This window comes from Pseudooceanicola sp. NS-SX9, from assembly GCF_057380705.1.
Genome location: NZ_CM170818.1, coordinates 1,881,846 through 1,901,147, shown reverse-complemented (window position 1 = coordinate 1,901,147; position 19,302 = coordinate 1,881,846). Strand labels below are relative to the sequence as shown.

The window sequence follows — 19,302 nt, the reverse complement described above, 5'->3', positions numbered from 1 at the left end:
CCCGATCGGCCACGGTCCTGTGGCGATTTTACATCAACTTCCGACGACGTGTCACGCGAATATCAAGATCGGTGATCTTCTTGCGCAGGGTATTGCGGTTGATGCCCAGCAGGTCCGCGCATTTCGCCTGGTTGCCACCCGTCGCTTCCAGCGCGATCTCGATCAGCGGCATCTCGACCTCTTTCAGGATGCGCGCATAAAGGCCCGGAGGCGGCAGCATGTTGCCATGTAGGTCGAAATAGCGCCGCAGGTGACGCGCCACGGAGCCCGAGAGCTTTTCGCTCTCGCCGCCGCCGCCCGACAGCAGGGGTTCGGTCTCGGGCTGGTTGCCCAGCACGCTTTCGACCTCGGCGCGGCTGATTTCGTCGGTGCGGGCGGTCAGCACCAGGCGGCGGATGGCGTTTTCCAGTTGGCGAACGTTGCCGGGCCAGGAATAGGTGCGCATCATCTCCAGCGCATCCTCGGCCAGGTAGCGGCGCATCGCCCCTTCCCGTTCGGTGCGTTGCAGGAAGTGATCGACCAGCAGCGGGATGTCGTCGACGCGCTCGCGCAGGGCGGGGACGTTGATGGTGGCGCCGGTCAGGCGATAGAACAGGTCCTGGCGCAGGCGCCCCTCTTCCATGGCGCGGTTCAGATCGGTCTGCGAGGTCGCCATGAAGCGCGGCAGGGTGTCGGCGGGGCCATCCATCATGCGCACGATGCGGGCCTGGACCTCCTGGTCGATATCGGCGATCTCGTCGAACAGGATCGTGCCGCCCTTGGCGCGGGCCAGAACCCGGGCGGGGCCTTCCAGATCGGTCAGGTCCTGCGCGGAAACGGCGACGAACGGCAGGTTGCGGCGGTCGCTGAAATCGTGAATGGCCTTCGCGATCAGCGACTTGCCGGTGCCGCTTTCACCGGCGATCAGCACCGGCAGATCGGTGTTCATCACCCGTGCAACCAGCCGGTACAGCGCCTGCATCCCGGGCGTGCGGCCGACCAGAGGCAGCTCGTCAGGGCGTTCCTTTTCCTCGACCGGGCCCTTGGCGGGGATGCGCTGGCGCTGCTCCAGCGCGCGGGCGGTGCGCTTCATCAGGTCCGGCAGGTCGAAGGGCTTGGGCAGATAGTCATAGGCCTGGGCCTCGGCCGCCTGGATGGCGGTCATGATGGTGTTCTGCGCCGAGATCACGATGACCGGCAGGCCGGGACGGTCCTGGCTGATCTTGGGCAGCATCTCGAGGCCGTTCCCGTCGGGCATCATCACGTCAGAGATCACCACGTCGCCCTTGCCTTCGCCCACCCACCGCATCAGCGTGGTCAGCGAGGAGGTCGCGTGCACCTTGCAGCCTGCGCGCGTCAGGGCCTGGGTCAGCACCGTGCGGATCGTGCGGTCGTCGTCGGCAACCAGGACAGTACCGTCCATCAGGAATTCTCCTTCTCGATAAGTTCTTTGGGCGCCCGCGGCAGCGAGATGCGGAACACCGTCTTTCCGGGGACCGACGAGACCGAGATCCAGCCTTCGTGGTCCGAAATGATCTTGCTGACCAACGCCAGCCCCAGGCCGGTGCCGTTTTCACGCCCCGAGACGAAGGGTTCGAAAATGTCGTTGGCGATCTCGGGCGGCAGGCCCGGACCGTCGTCCTCGATCTCGATCTGCAGCGGCAGGGAGCGCCCCTTGCCATCCGCGCGGCGCAGTCGGAAGGAATGTTCGAAATAGGTGTGCAGCCGAATCCGCCCGCCGTCCTTGCCCGCGGCCTGGGCCGCGTTCTTCAGCAGGTTCAGCACCACCTGCAGCAGCTGGTCGGCATCGCCCAGACACAGCGGCAGCGAGGGGTCGTAATCCTCGATGATCTTCATGTTGGCGCCAAAGCCCAGCTGCGCCGAGCGCCGCGCGCGGTCCAGCACGTCGTGGATGTTGACCGGCTTGAAATCGGGCAGCGTCAGGTTACCGAACTGCTCGACCTGTTCCAGCAGCTTCACGATGCGGCGGCTTTCGGCAACGATCAGGTCGGTCAGCTCGCGGTCCTCGGCCGAAAGGCCCATCGACAGCAACTGCGCGGCGCCGGTGATGCCCGCCAGCGGATTCTTGATCTCGTGGGCCAGCATCTCGGCCATGCCGATGGCGGATTTCGCCGCCGACTTGACGCTGTGGTCCTGGGTCATGCGGCCGGCCAGTTCGCGCGGGCTGATCAGGAAGATCATGAAGCCGGGATAGGTCGACAGCGGCGCGATCTGCAGGTTGCAATGCAGCGGCGAGCGTTCGCCCGTGCCCACGTCGACATCATTGACGAACAGCGGAGACGAGGTTTCGCGCGCCCGGGTGAAGGCGTCCTCCAGCGGGCTGTCGACCATCACGCGCTCCCAGACATGCTGGCCGCGGATGGATTTGGTCGAGGTGTTCAGGAACCCCTCGGCCGCCGAGTTGATCGACACGATCAGGTCGTTTGGATCCAGCAGCAGCGCCGGGACGGGAAGCGAAGTCCAGATCTCGCTGGATTCGACCTCGTCCACCACGGCGGTGATCTGGTCTGTGTCGGCTTCGAGCACACGAGAATTCATGCGGCTGCGACCTCCGGTTGGGTGTTGGTATTCGGGCCCGCGGCCAGCGCCTCGGGCAGGAGTGACAGGACCTCTTGCGGGTCCATGGCGCGCAGGATCCGGCCGCGCAGCAGGTCGGGCGTTGCCGCCGTATCCATGTACCAGCCCAGATGCTTGCGGATCACCTTTCGGCCCAGCTCCAGCCCGTAGAAGGACAGGGAGGCCTCGTAATGGGTGCCGACCATGTCGGCGAAGGCGGCAGGCCCCGGGATCTGCGGCGCGGCGGTGCCGCGCAGCCCCGCGGCGACCTGCGCCAGCAGCCAGGGGCGCCCTTGCGCGCCGCGCCCGATCATCACGCCGTCGGCGCCCGAAAGCTGCAGCGCGCGGCGGGCGGTGGCGGTGTCGATGATGTCGCCATTGGCGATCACCGGGATCGACACGGCGCGCTTGACCCGGGCGATGGCGGACCAGTCGGCCTGGCCCTTGTAGAACTGGCAGCGGGTGCGGCCATGGACCGTCACCATGCGGACCCCGGCGGATTCGGCACGCGCCGCGATCTCGGGGGCGTTCAGCAGGTCGTCGTCCCAGCCCAGCCGCATCTTGACCGTGACCGGCACGCTGACGGCATTCGCCACCGCTTCGATCAGGCGCAGGGCGTGGTCGGGTTCCTTCATCAGCGCCGAGCCCGACAGGCCGCCCACTACCTTCTTGGCGGGGCAGCCCATGTTGAAGTCGATGATCTGCGCGCCCTGCCCCTCGACCATGCGGGCGGCTTCGCCCGCCCAGTAGGGATCGCGCCCCGCCAGCTGGACCGAGGTCGCGGCCGCGCCGAGGCCCAGCTCGGCGCGTTCGCGCACGCCGGGTTTTGCCTGCACCATCTCCTGCGAGGCGACCATCTCGCTGACGACAAGATCCGCGCCGAAGCCCGCGACCAGATCGCGGAACGGACGGTCGGTGATTCCGGCCAGAGGGGCCAGGCAGACCGGGGGAAACGCGGATGTGAACGGAACTGCAGTGACCATGCTCAAACCTTGGGCAAGAGCCTAACGTTTAGACCAGACGCAGGCATCAAACAACAAAGCTGGCACAAAGACCAGCGGCTTGACCTATTACATGCATAATTTTTAATCATCCCGCAAGGGAGGCCACGGATTGCCCTTCCCCGGGCCTGCCCCTATTCCAAGGGCCTGACAACGGAGGGCCGGAATGCAGGACGCCGCCATCATCGTCGCCGCCGGGCGCGGCACAAGGGCCGGAGGGGATCTTCCGAAACAGTGGCAGCCGCTTGCGGGCCGCCGGGTGGCGGACTGGACGATCGAGGCGATCCGGGCTGCGGGCCTGTCGCCCATCGTGCTGGTGCTGCATCCCGACGACATGGGAACCCCGGGTCTGCCCGCGGATCTGATCCGGGTGGCAGGCGGCGCCTCGCGCGATGCTTCGGTGCGGGCGGGTCTGGCGGCGCTGGATCCCGAACGGGTGCGCAACGTGCTGATTCACGACGTGGCACGGCCCTGCGTGCCCGCCTCCGTCATCGAGGGGGTGCTGCAGGCGCTGGAAACCCACGAGGCCGCCGCCCCCGGCCTGCCCGTCACGGATGCGCTGTGGATCGGCACTGCCGGTCAGGTCGCGGGCATCCAGCCGCGCGAGGGGCTGTTCCGGGCGCAGACGCCGCAGGGGTTCCGGCTGGCGCCGCTGCGGGCCGCGCATCAGGCGCATCCCGGCGGCGCTGCCGATGATGTCGAGGTCGCCCGCCACGCGGGCCTTGCCGTCGCCATCACCCCCGGTCACGAAGACAACCTGAAGATCACGCATCCCGGCGATTTCGCCCGGGCCGAGAAGATTCTGAGAGGACAGATGGACATACGCATGGGCAACGGCTTTGACGTGCACGCCTTCGAAGAGGGCGATCACGTCTGGCTCTGCGGGGTGAAGGTGCCCCACGACAAGGCGCTGAAGGGGCATTCCGACGCGGATGTGGGGATGCATGCGGTGACGGATGCAATCTACGGAGCGCTGGCCGAAGGCGACATCGGTCGGCATTTCCCGCCGTCGGACCCGCAGTGGAAGGGCGCGCCCTCGGACATCTTCCTGAAACATGCGGTAGAGCTTGCCGCGGCGAAGGGCTACCGTATCTCTAACGTCGACTGCACGCTGATCTGCGAACGCCCCAAGGTCGGGCCCCATGCGGATGCGATGCAGGCAAGGATGGCCGAGATCATGGGGATGGAGCCCGCCCGGGTCTCGGTCAAGGCCACCACATCCGAGCGGCTGGGCTTCACCGGTCGGGAAGAGGGAATCGCGGCCATCGCGACCGCGGTGCTGATCGCATGAAGGCATCTCATTTCATCGCCACCTTCGCGGGGGTCGGCCATCTGAAACCGGCGCCGGGCACATGGGGCTCGGTCGCGGCCCTGCCCGTGGCCTGGATCCTGTCGCTGATCGGCGGGCCGCTGCTGCTGGCGGTGGCGGCGGTGGCGCTGTTCTTCGCGGGGCTTTGGGCGACGCGCGTGGAAACCGCGGGCAAGGCGAACCACGACCCTTCCGAGATCGTCGTGGACGAGGTCGTCGGCCAGTGGATCGCCTTCTTCCCGGTGGTCTTCGGCGCCTGGCACGTGGGGTTCCCGCTGATCGACCTGTGGCCGGGCTGGGTGACGGCGCTGCTGGCGTTCCGGCTGTTCGACATCTGGAAGCCCTGGCTGGTCGGCCGCGCCGATCGCCGCGACGATGCGGTGGGCGTGATGCTGGACGATGTCTGGGCCGGCATCTTTGCCGCCGTGGTGGTGGTCGCCATGGCCGCCCTGTTCCATCTTGTCCTGATGCGCTGAGGCCCCCGATGCCCCGTTCCGATGCCCGTTCCGATGCCCGTCCTGATGAATGCCTGGCGGCCGCGACGCTGGCCGCCTGCCGTGCCGCAAAGCTGACCCTTGCCACCGCCGAAAGCTGCACCGGTGGGCTGGTGGCGGGGGCGCTGACCGATGTGGCGGGCAGTTCCGACGTGGTTCTGGGCGGGGTCGTGTCCTATTCCAACAGCGTCAAGATCGCGCTGCTGGGCGTGGCCCGGGAAACCCTTGCCGCCCATGGTGCCGTCTCGGAAGAGGTCGCGGCGCAGATGTCGAAGGGGGTGGCGCGCGTGACAGGGGCGCAGGTGGCGGTCTCGACCACCGGCATTGCCGGGCCCGGCGGGTCGGAATTCAAGCCCGAGGGGCGGGTCTGCTTTGGCATCACCAGCCCCGCGGGCACCCGCACCGAAACCGTCGAGTTCGGCGCAAGGGGCCGCGCGGAGGTCCGCCGCGCGGCGGTCGATCATGCGCTGACGCTGGTGCTGACCTGCGTCGAGACGCTGTGAAATTGGGCGCTCAGCGTCCGTAAAGCTCGGCTGCGCGGCGTTCGAAGGCGCGCACGATGCGCTGCATCGCCTCGTTGAAGACGACGCCGATGATGCCCTGCAACACCGCGTTCTTGAATTCGAAATCGACGAAGAAATCGACCTCGCAGCCGCCTTCGGCATCGCGGAAGGCCCAGCTGGACTTCATGTAGCGGAACGGCCCGTCCAGGTATTCGGTGTCGATCTTGCGCGCCTCGGGCCACAGCACCACGCGCGAGCCGAATTTCTCGCGGAAGACCTTGAAGGAGATCACCAGGTCGGCCTCCATCACCTTGTGGTCCTCGACCGGGGTGATCCGGCGGATGCGCGCGGCCGCGCACCAGGGCAGGAATTTCGGGTAGGTTCCCACATCGGCCACCAGATCGTACATCTGCTGTGCCGTATAGGGAAGCTTGCGGGTCTCTGAATGGGTTGGCATATCGCCCCCTGAAGTCGTTCGGGTTCACGCGCAGGTGCTCTCGGGGGCTTCGTTTCTACCACCACGCCCGGACATTCAAGGGGGAAGCCGCGATGTCGCGCCCATATGTCATCGACCAGATGATCTCTGCCAAAGAAATCGCAGCCCGTATCGAGGCGCTGTCGCGGGAAATCCGCAAGACCTTCCCCACCGGCGAACGGCTGGTGGTCGTGGGTCTGCTGCGGGGGTCCTTCATCTTCATCGCCGATCTGGTGCGGGAATTGCAGGACCGCGAGGTCGAGGTCGATTTCCTCGAGGCGTCGTCTTACGGGAATGCGATGGAAAGCTCTCGCGAGGTGCGGATCCTGAAGGACCTGCGCGGCGAGATCGGCGGCCGCAACGTGCTGGTGGTCGAGGATATCGTCGATACCGGCTATACGCTGAGCCACGTGGTTGCCCTGCTGAAATCGCGCGAACCCAAGCAGCTGAAGACCATTGCGCTGCTCGACAAGCCGTCGCGCCGCGAGGTGAATTTCAAGGCCGACTGGATCGGTTTCGAGATCCCCGACGAATTCGTCGTGGGCTATGGCATCGACTATGCCCAGAGCAACCGCAACCTGCCCTTCATCGGCAAGGTGCGTTTCACCGATTGATCCGGCAGGCCGTGGAATGGGCGGTTTTCCGACATTTCGCGGCCCCATGCAGGATGTGCGCTTGCGCCGCGCCACACGGACGCTAAATCTTTCGTGAAGAGCCCGCGATCCGGGCGTGATCCCGAAGAGGCCCGCTTGCGCAAGCTGATCCTTCTTGTTGTCCTGCTGGCCGTGCTGGGGGGCGCCGGCGCCTGGATGCTGACCGGGCCGCGGCGGCTGGCCCCGGAGGCCACGGCCGATCTGTCGGGCGATGCCGCCCATGGCGAAGAGGTGTTCTATGCCGGCGGCTGTGCGTCCTGTCATGCCGCACCCGGCGCGAAACCGGGGGACGAGATGCTGGTGCTGGCGGGGGGGCGCAGTTTCCCCACGGCCTTCGGCACCTTCCATGCGCCCAATATCTCGCCGGATCCGGTGGCGGGGATTGGGGGCTGGAGCGTGCAGGACCTGGCCAATGCGATGAAGCGCGGTGTCGACCCCGAGGGGCGGCACCTGTACCCGGCCTTCCCCTACACGACCTATACCCATGCGACGCTGCAGGACATCGCGGATCTGTTCGCCTTCCTTAGGACCCTGCCCGCCGATCCGACCCCCAGCCAGCCGCAGGAGGTGTCGTTTCCCTTCAACATCCGCCGCGCCATCGGGGCCTGGAAGATCCTCTACCTGAACGACGGCTGGGTCGAGGACGCACCGAGCCCCGAGCTGGTGCGGGGGCGCTACCTGGTCGAGGCGCTTGGCCATTGTGCTGAATGCCACACGCCGCGCGACGCCCTGGGCGGGCTGGAGCGCGATGCCTGGATGGCGGGTGCACCTGCGGCCAGCGGCACGGGCAAGGTGCCGAACCTGACGCCTGCGGCGCTGACCTGGTCCCAGGCCGAGGTGGCGGAATACCTGGGCAGCGGGTTCACGCCGGATTTCGACGTGGCGGGGGGCGAGATGGCCGAGGTGGTGCAGAACCTCTCGCATCTGAGCGAAGACGACCGGATGGCGATCGCGGCCTATGTGAAGGCCCTGCCGGCGGTCACGGACTGAGGGCAAGGGGGGGGGCGCTGCCCCCGTCCGCCGGAGGCGGACTCCCCCGAGGTATTTGGGACAAGAAAATGCAAAGGCCGCCCGGATTGGGGGCGGCCTTTTCGGTTCGGGTCGTAGCTGGGTCAGGCCTGGCCGAGCTTTTTCAGCCGCGCATCGCGCAGGCGGGCGAAGTCGTCGCCGGCATGGTAGCTGGAGCGCGTCAGCGGCGTGGCCGAAACCATCAGGAAGCCCTTGCCCCAGGCGGAGGTCTCGTAGCCCTTGAATTCCTCGGGGGTGACGAATTTCTCGACCGCGTGGTGTTTCGGGGTGGGCTGCAGGTACTGGCCGATGGTCAGGAAGTCGATATCGGCGGCGCGCATGTCGTCCATGACCTGAAGGACCTGCGGGCGGTCTTCGCCGAGGCCGACCATGATGCCCGATTTGGTGAAGATCGTCGGATCCATTTCCTTGACGCGCTGCAGCAGGCGCAGCGAGTGGAAGTAGCGCGCGCCGGGGCGCACCGAGGTGTAGAGCGCGGGCACCGTTTCAAGGTTGTGGTTGAAGACGTCGGGGCGCGCCTGGACCACGGTTTCCAGCGCCGAGGGGGCGCATTTCAGGAAGTCCGGGGTGAGGATCTCGATCGTGGTGGAGGGCGAGCGGTGCCTCACCGCGCGAATGGTCTGGGCGAAATGTTCCGCCCCGCCATCATCGAGGTCGTCACGGTCGACCGAGGTGATCACCACGTGGTTCAGCCCCAGCTTTTCCACCGCATGGGCGACGCGGCCCGGCTCGAACGCGTCAAGCGCATCGGGGCGGCCGGTGGCGATGTTGCAGAAGGTGCAGCCGCGGGTGCAGATCTCGCCCATGATCATCATGGTGGCGTGGCCCTGGCTCCAGCATTCGCCGACGTTCGGGCAGCCTGCTTCCTCGCAGACGGTGACCAGCTTGTTGTCCCGCATGATCTTGCGGGTCTCGGCATAGGCCTTGGAGGTGGGTGCCTTGACGCGGATCCAGTCGGGCTTCTTCGGCTGGGCGTTGTCCGGGCGATGCGCCTTCTCTGGGTGACGCTGCTCGGGGATCTTGAGGTCGCGCATGATCTGCCTTTCCTTTCGGACTGGCCCTATCATAGTCGGCGGAAAGATGAAGGACCAGTGGCGCAATTCCGACTTGCACCGCGCGCATGGCCGCCATGCAGGGGCGGAAAGAGGCCCTGCGCCAAAGGCTAAATTCCGGGCAGCCATGGCGGGGTGGCCCCGGGGAAAGCGGAAAGCGCCTTGAGGATATTTTTGAACAATTCTAGAAAATTTCCGAGTCTTTTCCCGCGACTTCCAACCTTGAGGATTGATCCATGCAACCCGGCTCCAAACTTCCCGCCGTCACCTTCCGCACCCGCGTCCGTGACGAAAGCGTGGGCGGCCCGAACCCGTTCCGCTGGCAGGACATGACCACCGACGACTATTTTGCCGGCAAGCGCGTGATCCTGTTCTCGCTGCCGGGCGCCTTCACGCCCACCTGCTCGACCTACCAGCTGCCGGGCTTTGAGAACAACTTCGCCAAGTTCCAGGAGCTGGGCGTCGAGAAGATCTACTGCATGTCCGTCAACGACAGCTTCGTGATGAACCAGTGGAAAAAGGCCCAAGGTATCGAGAACGTCGATGTCATCCCCGATGGCTCGGGCGAATTCACCCGCCGCGTCGGCATGCTGGTGGCCAAGGACAACCTGGGCTTTGGCATGCGGTCCTGGCGCTATGCCGCCATCATCAATGATGGCGTGGTCGAGGCCTGGTTCGAAGAGCCCGGCATCAGCGACAACCACGGCGAAGACCCCTATGGCGAATCCTCGCCCGAGAACCTGCTGAAATACCTGGAAGACGCCAAGGCTTCGGCCGCCTGACAGGCCGCCTGAGGCAGGGACAGCGGGCCCGGGGGAACGATCCTCCGGGCCTTTTCACATCGTCGGCCGTGGTCAGCCGGACAGGGTGTCGGACCGGGTGGCGGCGACCAGCCGGGTGCCGACATCGGACAGCACGCGGGCCAGCGCGCGGAACCAGCCGTCCTCGGGGCCCGAAGCGCGGCAGACCAGCACGATGGAGCGGGCCGGTTCGGGGCTGGCGAAACGGCGCAGGGCCAGACCCGCAGCATCGGTGGACAACGACAGTTCCGGCAGCAACGTCAGGCCGAACCCCGCCGCCACCAACCGGCTGAGCGTCGCCAGAGACGAGGCCCCCATGTTGATCTGCGCATGGCCCCTGCCCCGGCCGCAGACCGCCAGCGCCTGGTCGGTCAGGCAATGGCCGTCTTCCAGCAACATCAGCTGGGCGGCGCCGATCTGTTCGGGGCGCAGCGCCTCGGCCTGGCCTTCCAGTGCCGCCAGCCGTGCATCGGTGCCGGCCAGCAGGAAGCGGTCCTCGAAAAGCGGCAGCTGGCGCAGGCCCTCGGTTTCGTCAAGCGGCAGGGCCAGAACCGCCGCATCCAGCTGGCCGGCCCGCAGATCCGCCAGAAGCCGCGTGGTCATGCCCTCCTGGATCTGCACCGACAGGCCGATGTCGCGGGCACGGATTTCGGCCAGCGCATCGGGCAGAAGGTAGGGGGCGACGGTCGGGATGATGCCCAGGCGCAGCTCTCCGGCCAGGCCGCTGTTCCAGCGCGCCAGATCCGACAAGGCGCGCATCTCTTCCAGGACGCGTTCGGCCTGGGCCAGGATCATCCGGCCGAAGGGCGTCAGCACCACGTCGCGGCTGCGCCGTTCGACCAGCGGCGCGCCAAGGGTCGCCTCCATCTCGCGGATCTGGACCGACAGCGCGGGCTGGCTGACATGCACCGCCTCGGCCGCGCGACCGAAATTGCGGTGGCGCGCCAGGGATTGAAAATACGAGAGCTGGCGGAGGGTGATATTCATAAGACCGGCTTATCGAAGGGCTGGATTTCGCCCGATGGGTCCTATGAATACGGGGCCGGGTCCAGCCGCACAAGGGCCTTACGGGACGGGGCCATGGCAGGGATCGACAGAAGGCGAGCCATCATGGGGCTTGGGGGACCGGTCCGATCCGGGCCTGCGTCCTTGGGGAATCGGCGGCGGGGTGCGGGGACCGTTTGCCCCCGGGAACCATCGCCGCCGGATTGTTTCCAGAACTGTTTCCCGGATTGTTTCCAGATTGGCGCGGGCCTTAACCGATCAGCCCACTGTCACTTGGCAGAGCCGCATAATGCCGGTGCAGGCGCTCCAGCGCGATCCGCAGCACGATCTTGCCCGAGCGCGCCGACCAGCCCATCTTGCGTTCGGCAGCCTCCAGCCCCTCCAGGTGGCAGCAGCAGCGCAGCACCACGTCGCCCAGCCCCGGGCCCAGGTCACGCAGCGCTTCGGCGACGCGGCGACGCGCACCATCCGGCCCCCGCGACGGCCCCGAGGACGCCTGCCCGCCCGACACGCCCGCAGTCATGAAACGACCCCAATCCTGGGTCACCCGCGGCCCCATCTGCGCCAGTTCGAAATCCTCGCGCAGGCGTTCGCCGGCACGCACATGTTCGGGCCGCAGGAAGGGTTCGCCGTCCCGGTCCCGGCGCCGCGCCAGCGCCGCCACCGGCGTATCGGCCTGATAGCCACGCCCCGCTCGACCCGAGGCCTCCTCCTCGGTGTCGGCCTCGACCGGGACCGCACCGCGCATATCGAAGCTCGCCATGCCTTCCGCAAACCCACGGGCAGCATTTTCCTGCTTTGCAATCAGTTGGTTGAGTGCAGTCCGGCCCAGCGTCGTGATGTGGTAGCGGGCGATCCGGCCGGGCGCATTGCAGGCGATCCAGTCCTTCAGCGCCAGCGCCTGCGCGAGGCCGCGGTCAATCACGTCCAGCTTCTCGGGCGCCCCCTGCGCCCGGTCCTGAACCACCACTGCCTTCTCCATCTCGGCGGCCACCGCCAGAACCGTGCCGGGCCGCGCCAGAAGGCGCAGCACCGGCAGGGCCTGGCGCGCGAGCGCCACCTCGGTCATCGGCAGGGCCGCCGGAACCGAGCTACGGAAATCTTCAGAAAAAGTCGCCTTCATCTTGCATCGCTCCATTGCAGGCGATGCCCTGTGCCAGTCATCCCTCAACCGGGCCAGGGCATCGAGCGCACGATCCACCAGAGGATCGCCACGCAGGGTTTCGAAGCGCCGGATCTGTCGCAAGACGGTCGAAGCGTGGCAGCCCGCCTCTCGCGCCAGCTGGCGAATGGAAACCCCGTCCCGCGTGTAGACTATGTAGTGCCGTGCGGAATCCGGTAGCCAGTCTGGCCAGTAGGACTCTGCCGGGCGATCGGGTGCAGACATCGAGATAGCCTATTGGCATTACACTCATTTTGGGACTTCTCCCAAGTTGTCCACATAACAGGGCGTTTAGGTTTCCAAAGGGTTAACAATTAACCCTCACTGCAATAATTGTTTCGATATGATAAACTAGTCTAACCCTACCGCACGCATCGTATCAAACCGCGCAACACTCATCAGGCTTGTTTCTCTCATATAGGGTCGATTGACCCCGGATCGAGGAGAATGACGATGCAAGACCTGACCGCGATGCTGGCCACCCTGCGCCGCCCCGCACTGCTGGTGCGCGCCGCCACCCTGGCCGCCCAGGATTACAACCGCGAACGTCATCTGGCGCGCGTCCTCGGCCATCACGGCCTGCCGCGCCGCGGTGTCCTGCTGATGCAGCTGCTGGAGCTGGAATCCGAGATGAACCATGCCCGTCGGCAAAAGCGCGCGGACTATTCCCCCGCGCGCCATGTCGATCTGCTGGCCTCGCTGATCGCCGAGGCGCGCCACGACGCCCTGCCCGCCTGACAGCCTGCCAGATCAGGAAAAGGCGTCGGGCATCTCGGCCTTGCGCCGCGCCACGTAATCCGAGAGCGCCTCGGCCACGCCCGGATCCAGCTGCGGCTGCTGGTAGCTGTCCAGCATCCGCCGCACCTTCGCTGCCGCCAGCGCCTGGGTGTCACGCGCGCCCTCGTCCGTCCAGGTCTCGAAGGGCTTGTTGTCCAGCACGTCGGATCGCCAGAAGGCGGTCTGGAAGTGCCGCTGGGTATGGGCGCAGCCCAGGTAATGGCCGCCGGGGCCGACCTCGCGGATGGCATCCATCGCTTGGCCCTCCTCGTCCCAGCTGACGCCCTGCGCCAGACGGTGCAGCACCCCCAGCTGATCGGCGTCCATGACGAATTTCTCGAAGGACGAGACCAGCCCGCCCTCCAGCCAGCCGCAGGCGTGCAGCATGAAGTTGACACCCCCCATCAGAGCCGCGTTCAGCGTGTTGGCGCTTTCGTAGGCGGCCTGGGCATCCGGCAGTTTCGATCCACACAGCCCCCCGCCCGAACGGAACGGCAGATTCAGCCGCCGCGCCAGCTGGCCCGCACCATAGAGGATCTGGCTGGCCTCGGGGGTGCCGAAAGTGGGCGCGCCGGAATTCATGTCGATCGAGGTCACGAAGGCGCCGAAGATCACCGGTGCCCCGGCGCGGATCAGCTGCGAATAGGCCACGCCCGCCAGCACCTCGGCCAGCACCTGCGTCAGCGTCCCCACCACCGACACGGGCGCCATCGCGCCGCCCACGATGAAGGGCGAGATGATGGTGGCCTGCATATTGGCCGCATAGACCTCTAGTGCACCCATCATCGTGTCGTCGAAGGTCAGCGGAGAGTTGATGTTGATCAGCGAGGTCATCACCGGCTGGCTGGTCGCGACCTCCTCTCCGAACAGGATCTTGCACATGTCGACGCTGTCCTGCGCCCGCGAGGGTTCGGTGACCGAGCCCATGAAGGGCTTGTCCGACAGCGTCATATGGGCCAGCACCATGTCGAGGTGGCGCTTGTTGACGGGGATGTCGGTGGGCTCACACACCGTGCCGCCGGAATGGTGCAGCCATTTCGACATGTAGCCAAGCTTCACGAAATTGCGGAAGTCCTCCATCGTCGCATAGCGTCGGCCGCCGTTAAGGTCCCGCACGAAAGGCGGCCCGTAAACTGGCGCCAGAACAAGGGATTTCCCGCCGATGTCGACATTGCGCTCGGGGTTGCGCGCCAGCTGGGTAAAGCGCGCGGGCGCGCTCGAGCACAGCCGGCGCGCCAGGCCGCGGGGAATGTGCACCCGGTCGCCCCGGACATCGGCGCCGGCCTCTTGCCACAGGGCCAGCGCACGGGGATTGTTGGCGAAGGTGACGCCGATCTCTTCCAGCACCGTCTCGGCATTGGTCTCGATGATCTGCAGGGCCTCTTCGGGCAGCATCTCGTAGACAGGGACGGCACGCTCGATGAAGCGGGCGGTGTCAAAGCTGACGGCGCTGCGGGCGGCACGACGGGCGGCACCGCCGCCTCCGCGGGTACGCCTGGGGGCGGCTGCGTCGGTCATGGGCCTGCTCCTTCTCTGCTGGTCCGGGATCATCTTCCGGCAGATTACCGCAGCACGCGAGGGGCGCTTCGGTCGCATGCGGCATCGGTGAGGCAAAAGCGACATGTCGCGTCGCGGTTGCGCCCCGCCGGGATCCGGCCAGGGTCGGCGGGCCAACGACGCAGGGACTTGCCAATGCCAGCCCGCGACCGCGCCGCAGCCTGGCTGGCCTACATGGCCGCTGCCCTGTTCTTCCTCTATGAAATCGTCGCCCGATGGCCCCCAGCCTGGCGCCGCAGACCATCGGGCAGCGGCGGGCTTGCGACGCTCTCGGGGCTGTTCTTCTGGGTCTATGCCCTGATGCAGATCTTCCCGGATCTGGCGCTGGCGCCTTCAGGGGGGCACCGCCCCAAGGAAGAGGCGATCATCGTCTCCAGGACCGGGCAGGATTTTGCGACCGTGGCCGTCATCGGGATGGACATCGGAAAGGACGTCTTTCACCTGCTCGGGTTCCGTTCCGACGGCAACCTCGTGCTGCGACAGAAGATCAAGCGCCCGGCTCTCGTGGCGCCCCTCCAGAAGCCGCCGCCTTGCATCAATGGCAAGGTGGCAAGTCTTAGTGCGCATTTCGTCCGTCGGGGGCTGAGGGGAATGGGCATCGCGCCCCGGTTCATCCCGGTGATCTAAGCGAAGCCGTTCAACAAGGGCCAGAAGGACGACGACAACGATTCCTAGGCCTACTGCTGCAGGCTGCCGACGGCCGTTCCGGACTGGCCATGCGGACGCTCCGCGGCTGCACCCTGGCGACCACGCTAATGGCGCTGCGGCTGTGCCCGCCGGTGCAACCTGACCATGCCGCCGATCCGGCCTGCAACCACCGTTCACTTCGGGCTTCAAACCGGGGCCGAAACCCCCTATTCGAAACCCTTAACCCCGCGCGGTCTGAACGCCGCCCCCGGGAGGTCCTCTCCGGGGTGCACGTGAAGGCTTGCGCAGTTCCACGACTGGTTCTATGGCGAGGCCATGCTAGAGACATCCCACGACCGCCTCCTGATCATCGACTTTGGATCCCAGGTGACGCAGCTGATCGCGCGCCGCCTGCGCGAGCTGAACGTCTATTGCGAAATCCACCCCTACCAGAACGTCACCGCGGCCTTCCTGAAGGACTTTGCCCCCAAGGCAGTCATCTTCTCGGGCGGGCCGGATTCGGTGGTGCGCGAGGGCTCGCCCCGCCCCCCGAGAGAGGTCTACGACCTGAACGTTCCGATCCTCGGGATCTGCTATGGCCAGCAGGTCATGATGCAGGACCTGGGCGGCAAGGTGGAAGCCGGTGAAAGCCACACCGCCGAATTCGGCCGCGCCTATGTGACCCCGGCCAATGCCAAGCTGGACCTGCTGTCCGGCTGGTTCCTGGAAGAGCGCGAGCAGGTCTGGATGTCGCATGGCGATCACGTCAGCGAAATCGCCCCGGGCTTTGCCGTCTACGGCACCTCGCCGGGCGCGCCCTTCGCGATCACTGCCGATGTCGCCCGCCGCTTCTACGCCGTGCAGTTCCACCCCGAGGTGCACCACACCCCGAACGGCGCCACGCTGTACCAGAACTTCGTGCGCGAAGCAGGCTTCACGGGCGACTGGAACATGTCCGCCTACCGCGAGGAAATGGTTCAGAAAATCCGTGATCAGGTCCGCGACGGCAAGGTCATCTGCGGGCTTTCCGGCGGCGTCGACAGCTCGGTCGCGGCGGCCCTCATCCACGAGGCCATCGGCGAGAACCTGACCTGCGTCTTCGTCGATCACGGCCTGCTGCGCCTGAACGAGGGCGAACAGGTCGTGCAGATGTTCCGCGACCACATGAACCTGAAGGTCGTCCACGCCCAGGAACAGGACCTGTTCCTGAACGCGCTGGAAGGGGTTTCCGACCCCGAGGTCAAGCGCAAGACGATCGGCAAGCTGTTCATCGACGTGTTCCAGAAATACGCCGACCAGATCGAGGGCGCGGCCTTCCTGGCGCAGGGCACCCTCTATCCCGACGTGATCGAGAGCGTCAGCTTCTCGGGCGGTCCCTCGGTCACCATCAAGTCGCACCACAACGTCGGTGGCCTGCCCGAGAAGATGGGCCTCAAGCTGGTCGAACCGCTGCGTGAACTCTTCAAGGACGAGGTCCGCGCCCTGGGTCGCGAACTGGGCCTGCCCGACAGCTTCATCGGCCGCCACCCCTTCCCGGGGCCGGGCCTGGCGATCCGCTGCCCGGGCGAAATCACCCGCGACAAGCTGGAGATCCTGCGCAAGGCCGATGCGGTCTATATCGACCAGATCCGCAAGCACGGCCTCTATGACGAGATCTGGCAGGCCTTCGCGGCCATCCTGCCGATGCGCACCGTCGGCGTGATGGGCGACGGGCGCACCTATGATTACGCCCTGGCGCTGCGCGCGGTGACCTCGGTCGACGGCATGACCGCCGACTACTACCCCTTCACCCATGATTTCCTGGGCGAGACCTCGACCCGGATCATCAACGAGGTCAAGGGCATCAACCGCGTCTTCTACGACTGCACCTCGAAGCCGCCGGGCACGATCGAGCTGGAATAAGCCAAAGGCAAGGCCGGGTCCCCACCCGGCCTTTTCCTTGTCCGCCGCCCGTGGCACCCTGCCTTCGGGAGGACATCATGATCAGACTGACAGGCCACATGGACTGCCCCGCCGAACGTCACGCGGCGGTTAGCGCCGCCCTGCCCGAGCACATCCGCCTGACCCTGGCCGAACCGGGCTGCATCGATTTCGTCGTCACCGACCTCGGCGACCGGTTCCAGGTGCACGAGCTCTTCCGCGACCGCCCGGCCTTCGACGCCCATCAGCATCGCGCCGGCACCAGCGCCTGGGCCCGGGTCACCGAAGGCCTGACGCGCCACTACACGATCCACGACAGCGCGGCACCTGCGGACGGGGCCTGAACGGGTCCCTGTCATCTGACCGGAAATACTCCGGGGTGAATTGCGCGCCTGCGCGCAAGAGGGGCAGCGCCCCTGTCGCCCTGTCCGGTGCCGATTTCACCGTTTATCGCAAACAGTTGCCGCCGCCCCCTTTCCACGGCGCAAGCGGTCTAATATGACTTCCGCGAAGGCATTTTCACCGAAAGGGACAGCGCCCAAATGAGCACCATCATTGATATTCACGCCCGCGAGATCCTCGACAGCCGTGGCAACCCCACCGTCGAGGTCGACGTCATTCTCGAGGACGGCACCATGGGTCGCGCCGCCGTTCCCTCGGGCGCCTCGACCGGCGCCTACGAAGCGGTGGAACGCCGTGACGGCGACACGTCCCGCTACATGGGCAAGGGCGTCCTGGAGGCCGTCGCGGCCGTCAACGGCGAGATCGCCGAAGCCATCGTCGGCATGGACGCCACCGATCAGGTCGGCATCGACCTGACGATGATTGAACTGGACGGCACCGACAACAAGGGCCGCCTGGGCGCCAACGCCATCCTGGGCGTGTCGCTGGCCGTGGCCAAGGCCGCTGCCGATTTCACCTCGCAGCCGCTTTACCGCTATGTGGGTGGCACCTCGGCCCGGGTCCTGCCGGTGCCGATGATGAACATCATCAACGGCGGCGAACATGCCGACAACCCGATCGACATCCAGGAATTCATGATCATGCCGGTGGCGGCTTCCAATATCAAGGAAGCGGTCCGCATGGGTTCCGAGGTGTTCCACACCCTGAAAAAGGAACTCTCGGCTGCCGGCATGTCGACGGGCCTGGGAGATGAAGGCGGCTTTGCGCCCCAGCTGGGTTCGACCACCGAGGCGCTCGACTTCATCCTGAAGTCCATCGAAAAGGCCGGCTACACCCCGGGCGAGGACATCTACCTTGCGCTCGATTGCGCCTCGACCGAATACTACAAGGACGGCAAGTACGAGATGAAGGGCGAAGGCCTTTCGCTGACCTCGGCCGAGAACGTCGCCTATCTGAAGAAACTGGTCGATGCCTATCCGATCATCTCGATCGAGGACGGCTGCGCCGAGGATGACTGGGAAGGCTGGGCGCTGCTGACCGCCGAGCTGGGCGACAAGGTGCAGCTGGTGGGCGACGACCTGTTCGTCACCAACCCCGAGCGTCTTGCCATGGGCATCGAGAAGGGCGTGGCGAATTCGATGCTGGTGAAGGTGAACCAGATCGGCTCGCTGACGGAAACGCTGAAGGCCGTCGATATGGCCCACCGCGCGCGCTACACCAACGTGATGTCGCACCGCTCGGGCGAGACCGAGGACGCCACCATCGCGGATCTGGCCGTGGCCACCAACTGCGGTCAGATCAAGACCGGCTCGCTGGCGCGCTCGGACCGGCTGGCCAAGTACAACCAGCTGATCCGCATCGAGGAAATGCTGGGCGACACTGCCGAATATGCCGGCCGTTCGATCCTGAAGTGATCAGATCGGCCTTCGAATGACGACGCGCGCCCCGGGGATCCCTTCGGGGCGCGTTTTTCATGGCGAATGGGGCCTTTGGCCCCATGCCTCCGGCGGGCATATTTGGGGAAAGCTGAAATCAGCCGTGTCGTTCCTGTTCCCGTACAATGGCGCGGTTGGTCAGCATCGACAGCCTGAAGGCCAGCGGGCCGACGCCGAGGGAGAAGACGAAGGCGATCGGCCAGGCGGTCAGCCAGCGCTGCATCCACAGGCCGAACCAGCCGGCTTCGTGCAGGGCGCCGGAAAAGGCGATGGACATGGTGAAGGTCATCAGCAGCGCCATGAAGCAGGAGATGAAGACCTGGGCGATGATGACGATGGATTTCGAATTGGGCATGGCGGGCTCCGTTGGATACGGGGGTGCCCTGGACATGCTGAAGGCATGGTTCCACGACACCCGGGTTGGGGTCTGCCGTGGGTTCGGAAAATCGACTAACTCCCGAGGGGGGCCTCGGTGACCGGGATAACCAACCGGTCCTGCGCTTTTCGGCCTGAGCGGTTTACCCCGCCTCGCGGGTTTCGGTCA

20 protein-coding genes are annotated in these 19,302 nt (G+C 66.2%); 11 read left to right on the top strand and 9 right to left on the bottom strand.

What is annotated here, in order from left to right; all coding sequences use genetic code 11:
- Positions 1–28 precede the first annotated feature (28 nt).
- Genes AC2ITM_RS09070 through dusB form a run of 3 tightly spaced genes read right to left on the bottom strand, consistent with a single transcriptional unit; the run spans position 29 to position 3,539 of the window.
- Positions 29–1,402: a response regulator gene (locus tag AC2ITM_RS09070; protein ID WP_486466330.1), complete on the bottom strand. Its 1,374-nt coding sequence runs from the start codon at positions 1,400–1,402 to the stop codon at positions 29–31.
- The gene (locus tag AC2ITM_RS09065; protein ID WP_486466329.1) at positions 1,402–2,538 is read right to left on the bottom strand and encodes a two-component system sensor histidine kinase NtrB; all 1,137 of its coding nucleotides are present in this window, start codon (positions 2,536–2,538) and stop codon (positions 1,402–1,404) included. Before AC2ITM_RS09065 ends, AC2ITM_RS09070 begins: the two co-directional genes overlap by 1 nt.
- Positions 2,535–3,539, bottom strand: a complete 1,005-nt coding sequence (gene dusB / locus AC2ITM_RS09060; RefSeq protein ID WP_486466328.1) for a tRNA dihydrouridine synthase DusB — start codon at positions 3,537–3,539, stop codon at positions 2,535–2,537. The genes AC2ITM_RS09065 and dusB overlap by 4 nt, the downstream gene beginning before the upstream one ends.
- 184 nt (positions 3,540–3,723) lie before the next feature.
- Here dusB and AC2ITM_RS09055 point away from each other — a divergent pair, with 184 nt between their 5' ends.
- Genes AC2ITM_RS09055 through AC2ITM_RS09045 form a run of 3 tightly spaced genes read left to right on the top strand, consistent with a single transcriptional unit; the run spans position 3,724 to position 5,863 of the window.
- Positions 3,724–4,848 (top strand): bifunctional 2-C-methyl-D-erythritol 4-phosphate cytidylyltransferase/2-C-methyl-D-erythritol 2,4-cyclodiphosphate synthase, encoded by a 1,125-nt coding sequence (locus AC2ITM_RS09055; protein ID WP_486466327.1) that lies wholly within the window; start codon positions 3,724–3,726, stop codon positions 4,846–4,848.
- Positions 4,845–5,342 carry a phosphatidylglycerophosphatase A family protein gene (locus AC2ITM_RS09050; RefSeq protein ID WP_486466326.1) on the top strand — a complete coding sequence of 166 codons (498 nt, stop codon included), beginning with the start codon at positions 4,845–4,847 and terminating at the stop codon, positions 5,340–5,342. Before AC2ITM_RS09055 ends, AC2ITM_RS09050 begins: the two co-directional genes overlap by 4 nt.
- An 8-nt stretch (positions 5,343–5,350) precedes the next feature.
- Complete coding sequence (locus tag AC2ITM_RS09045; protein WP_486466325.1) at positions 5,351–5,863, top strand: CinA family protein; 513 nt, start codon at positions 5,351–5,353, stop codon at positions 5,861–5,863.
- Positions 5,864–5,873: 10 nt separating this feature from the next.
- Here the strand turns inward: AC2ITM_RS09045 and AC2ITM_RS09040 are convergent, their stop codons facing one another.
- Positions 5,874–6,320 carry a type II toxin-antitoxin system RatA family toxin gene (locus AC2ITM_RS09040; protein ID WP_486466324.1) on the bottom strand — a complete coding sequence of 149 codons (447 nt, stop codon included), beginning with the start codon at positions 6,318–6,320 and terminating at the stop codon, positions 5,874–5,876.
- A 92-nt stretch (positions 6,321–6,412) separates the two neighbouring features.
- Between AC2ITM_RS09040 and hpt the strand changes: the two genes are divergently transcribed.
- Together hpt and AC2ITM_RS09030 are read left to right on the top strand one after the other, a co-directional pair.
- Positions 6,413–6,952 carry a hypoxanthine phosphoribosyltransferase gene (gene hpt / locus AC2ITM_RS09035; RefSeq protein WP_486466323.1) on the top strand — a complete coding sequence of 180 codons (540 nt, stop codon included), beginning with the start codon at positions 6,413–6,415 and terminating at the stop codon, positions 6,950–6,952.
- A gap of 135 nt (positions 6,953–7,087) precedes the next feature.
- The gene (locus AC2ITM_RS09030; RefSeq protein WP_486466322.1) at positions 7,088–7,981 is read left to right on the top strand and encodes a c-type cytochrome; all 894 of its coding nucleotides are present in this window, start codon (positions 7,088–7,090) and stop codon (positions 7,979–7,981) included.
- 122 nt (positions 7,982–8,103) lie between these two features.
- Here the strand turns inward: AC2ITM_RS09030 and lipA are convergent, their stop codons facing one another.
- Positions 8,104–9,054, bottom strand: a complete 951-nt coding sequence (gene lipA / locus AC2ITM_RS09025) for a lipoyl synthase (RefSeq protein WP_486466321.1) — start codon at positions 9,052–9,054, stop codon at positions 8,104–8,106.
- Between the two features lie 254 nt (positions 9,055–9,308).
- On the opposite strand from lipA, the gene AC2ITM_RS09020 reads away from it, so the two are divergent.
- On the top strand, positions 9,309–9,854 hold the full coding sequence (locus tag AC2ITM_RS09020; RefSeq protein WP_486466320.1) for a redoxin family protein: 546 nt from the start codon (positions 9,309–9,311) through the stop codon (positions 9,852–9,854).
- Between the two features lie 72 nt (positions 9,855–9,926).
- On the opposite strand, the gene AC2ITM_RS09015 is transcribed toward AC2ITM_RS09020, so the two are convergent.
- The gene (locus AC2ITM_RS09015; protein ID WP_486466319.1) at positions 9,927–10,859 is read right to left on the bottom strand and encodes a LysR substrate-binding domain-containing protein; all 933 of its coding nucleotides are present in this window, start codon (positions 10,857–10,859) and stop codon (positions 9,927–9,929) included.
- Between the two features lie 268 nt (positions 10,860–11,127).
- The gene (locus AC2ITM_RS09010; protein ID WP_486466318.1) at positions 11,128–12,000 is read right to left on the bottom strand and encodes a DUF6456 domain-containing protein; all 873 of its coding nucleotides are present in this window, start codon (positions 11,998–12,000) and stop codon (positions 11,128–11,130) included.
- A gap of 492 nt (positions 12,001–12,492) precedes the next feature.
- Here AC2ITM_RS09010 and AC2ITM_RS09005 point away from each other — a divergent pair, with 492 nt between their 5' ends.
- Positions 12,493–12,777, top strand: a complete 285-nt coding sequence (locus tag AC2ITM_RS09005; RefSeq protein ID WP_486466317.1) for a DUF6477 family protein — start codon at positions 12,493–12,495, stop codon at positions 12,775–12,777.
- Positions 12,778–12,789: 12 nt separating this feature from the next.
- Here AC2ITM_RS09005 and AC2ITM_RS09000 read toward each other — a convergent pair whose 3' ends face one another.
- Positions 12,790–14,334 carry a trimethylamine methyltransferase family protein gene (locus tag AC2ITM_RS09000; protein WP_486466316.1) on the bottom strand — a complete coding sequence of 515 codons (1,545 nt, stop codon included), beginning with the start codon at positions 14,332–14,334 and terminating at the stop codon, positions 12,790–12,792.
- Positions 14,335–14,547: 213 nt separating this feature from the next.
- On the opposite strand from AC2ITM_RS09000, the gene AC2ITM_RS08995 reads away from it, so the two are divergent.
- From AC2ITM_RS08995 to eno, 4 genes are all read left to right on the top strand, one after another.
- Positions 14,548–15,000, top strand: a complete 453-nt coding sequence (locus AC2ITM_RS08995) for a hypothetical protein (RefSeq protein ID WP_486466315.1) — start codon at positions 14,548–14,550, stop codon at positions 14,998–15,000.
- A 336-nt stretch (positions 15,001–15,336) separates the two neighbouring features.
- A complete protein-coding gene (guaA, locus tag AC2ITM_RS08990) occupies positions 15,337–16,902 on the top strand; it encodes a glutamine-hydrolyzing GMP synthase (protein WP_486466314.1) in 1,566 nt (521 codons plus the stop codon).
- Positions 16,903–16,979: 77 nt separating this feature from the next.
- Positions 16,980–17,264 carry a putative quinol monooxygenase gene (locus tag AC2ITM_RS08985; RefSeq protein ID WP_486466313.1) on the top strand — a complete coding sequence of 95 codons (285 nt, stop codon included), beginning with the start codon at positions 16,980–16,982 and terminating at the stop codon, positions 17,262–17,264.
- A gap of 198 nt (positions 17,265–17,462) precedes the next feature.
- A complete protein-coding gene (gene eno, locus AC2ITM_RS08980) occupies positions 17,463–18,737 on the top strand; it encodes a phosphopyruvate hydratase (protein ID WP_486466312.1) in 1,275 nt (424 codons plus the stop codon).
- 118 nt (positions 18,738–18,855) lie between these two features.
- Here eno and AC2ITM_RS08975 read toward each other — a convergent pair whose 3' ends face one another.
- Positions 18,856–19,113: a DUF2798 domain-containing protein gene (locus AC2ITM_RS08975; RefSeq protein ID WP_486466311.1), complete on the bottom strand. Its 258-nt coding sequence runs from the start codon at positions 19,111–19,113 to the stop codon at positions 18,856–18,858.
- Positions 19,114–19,302: the final 189 nt, after the last annotated feature.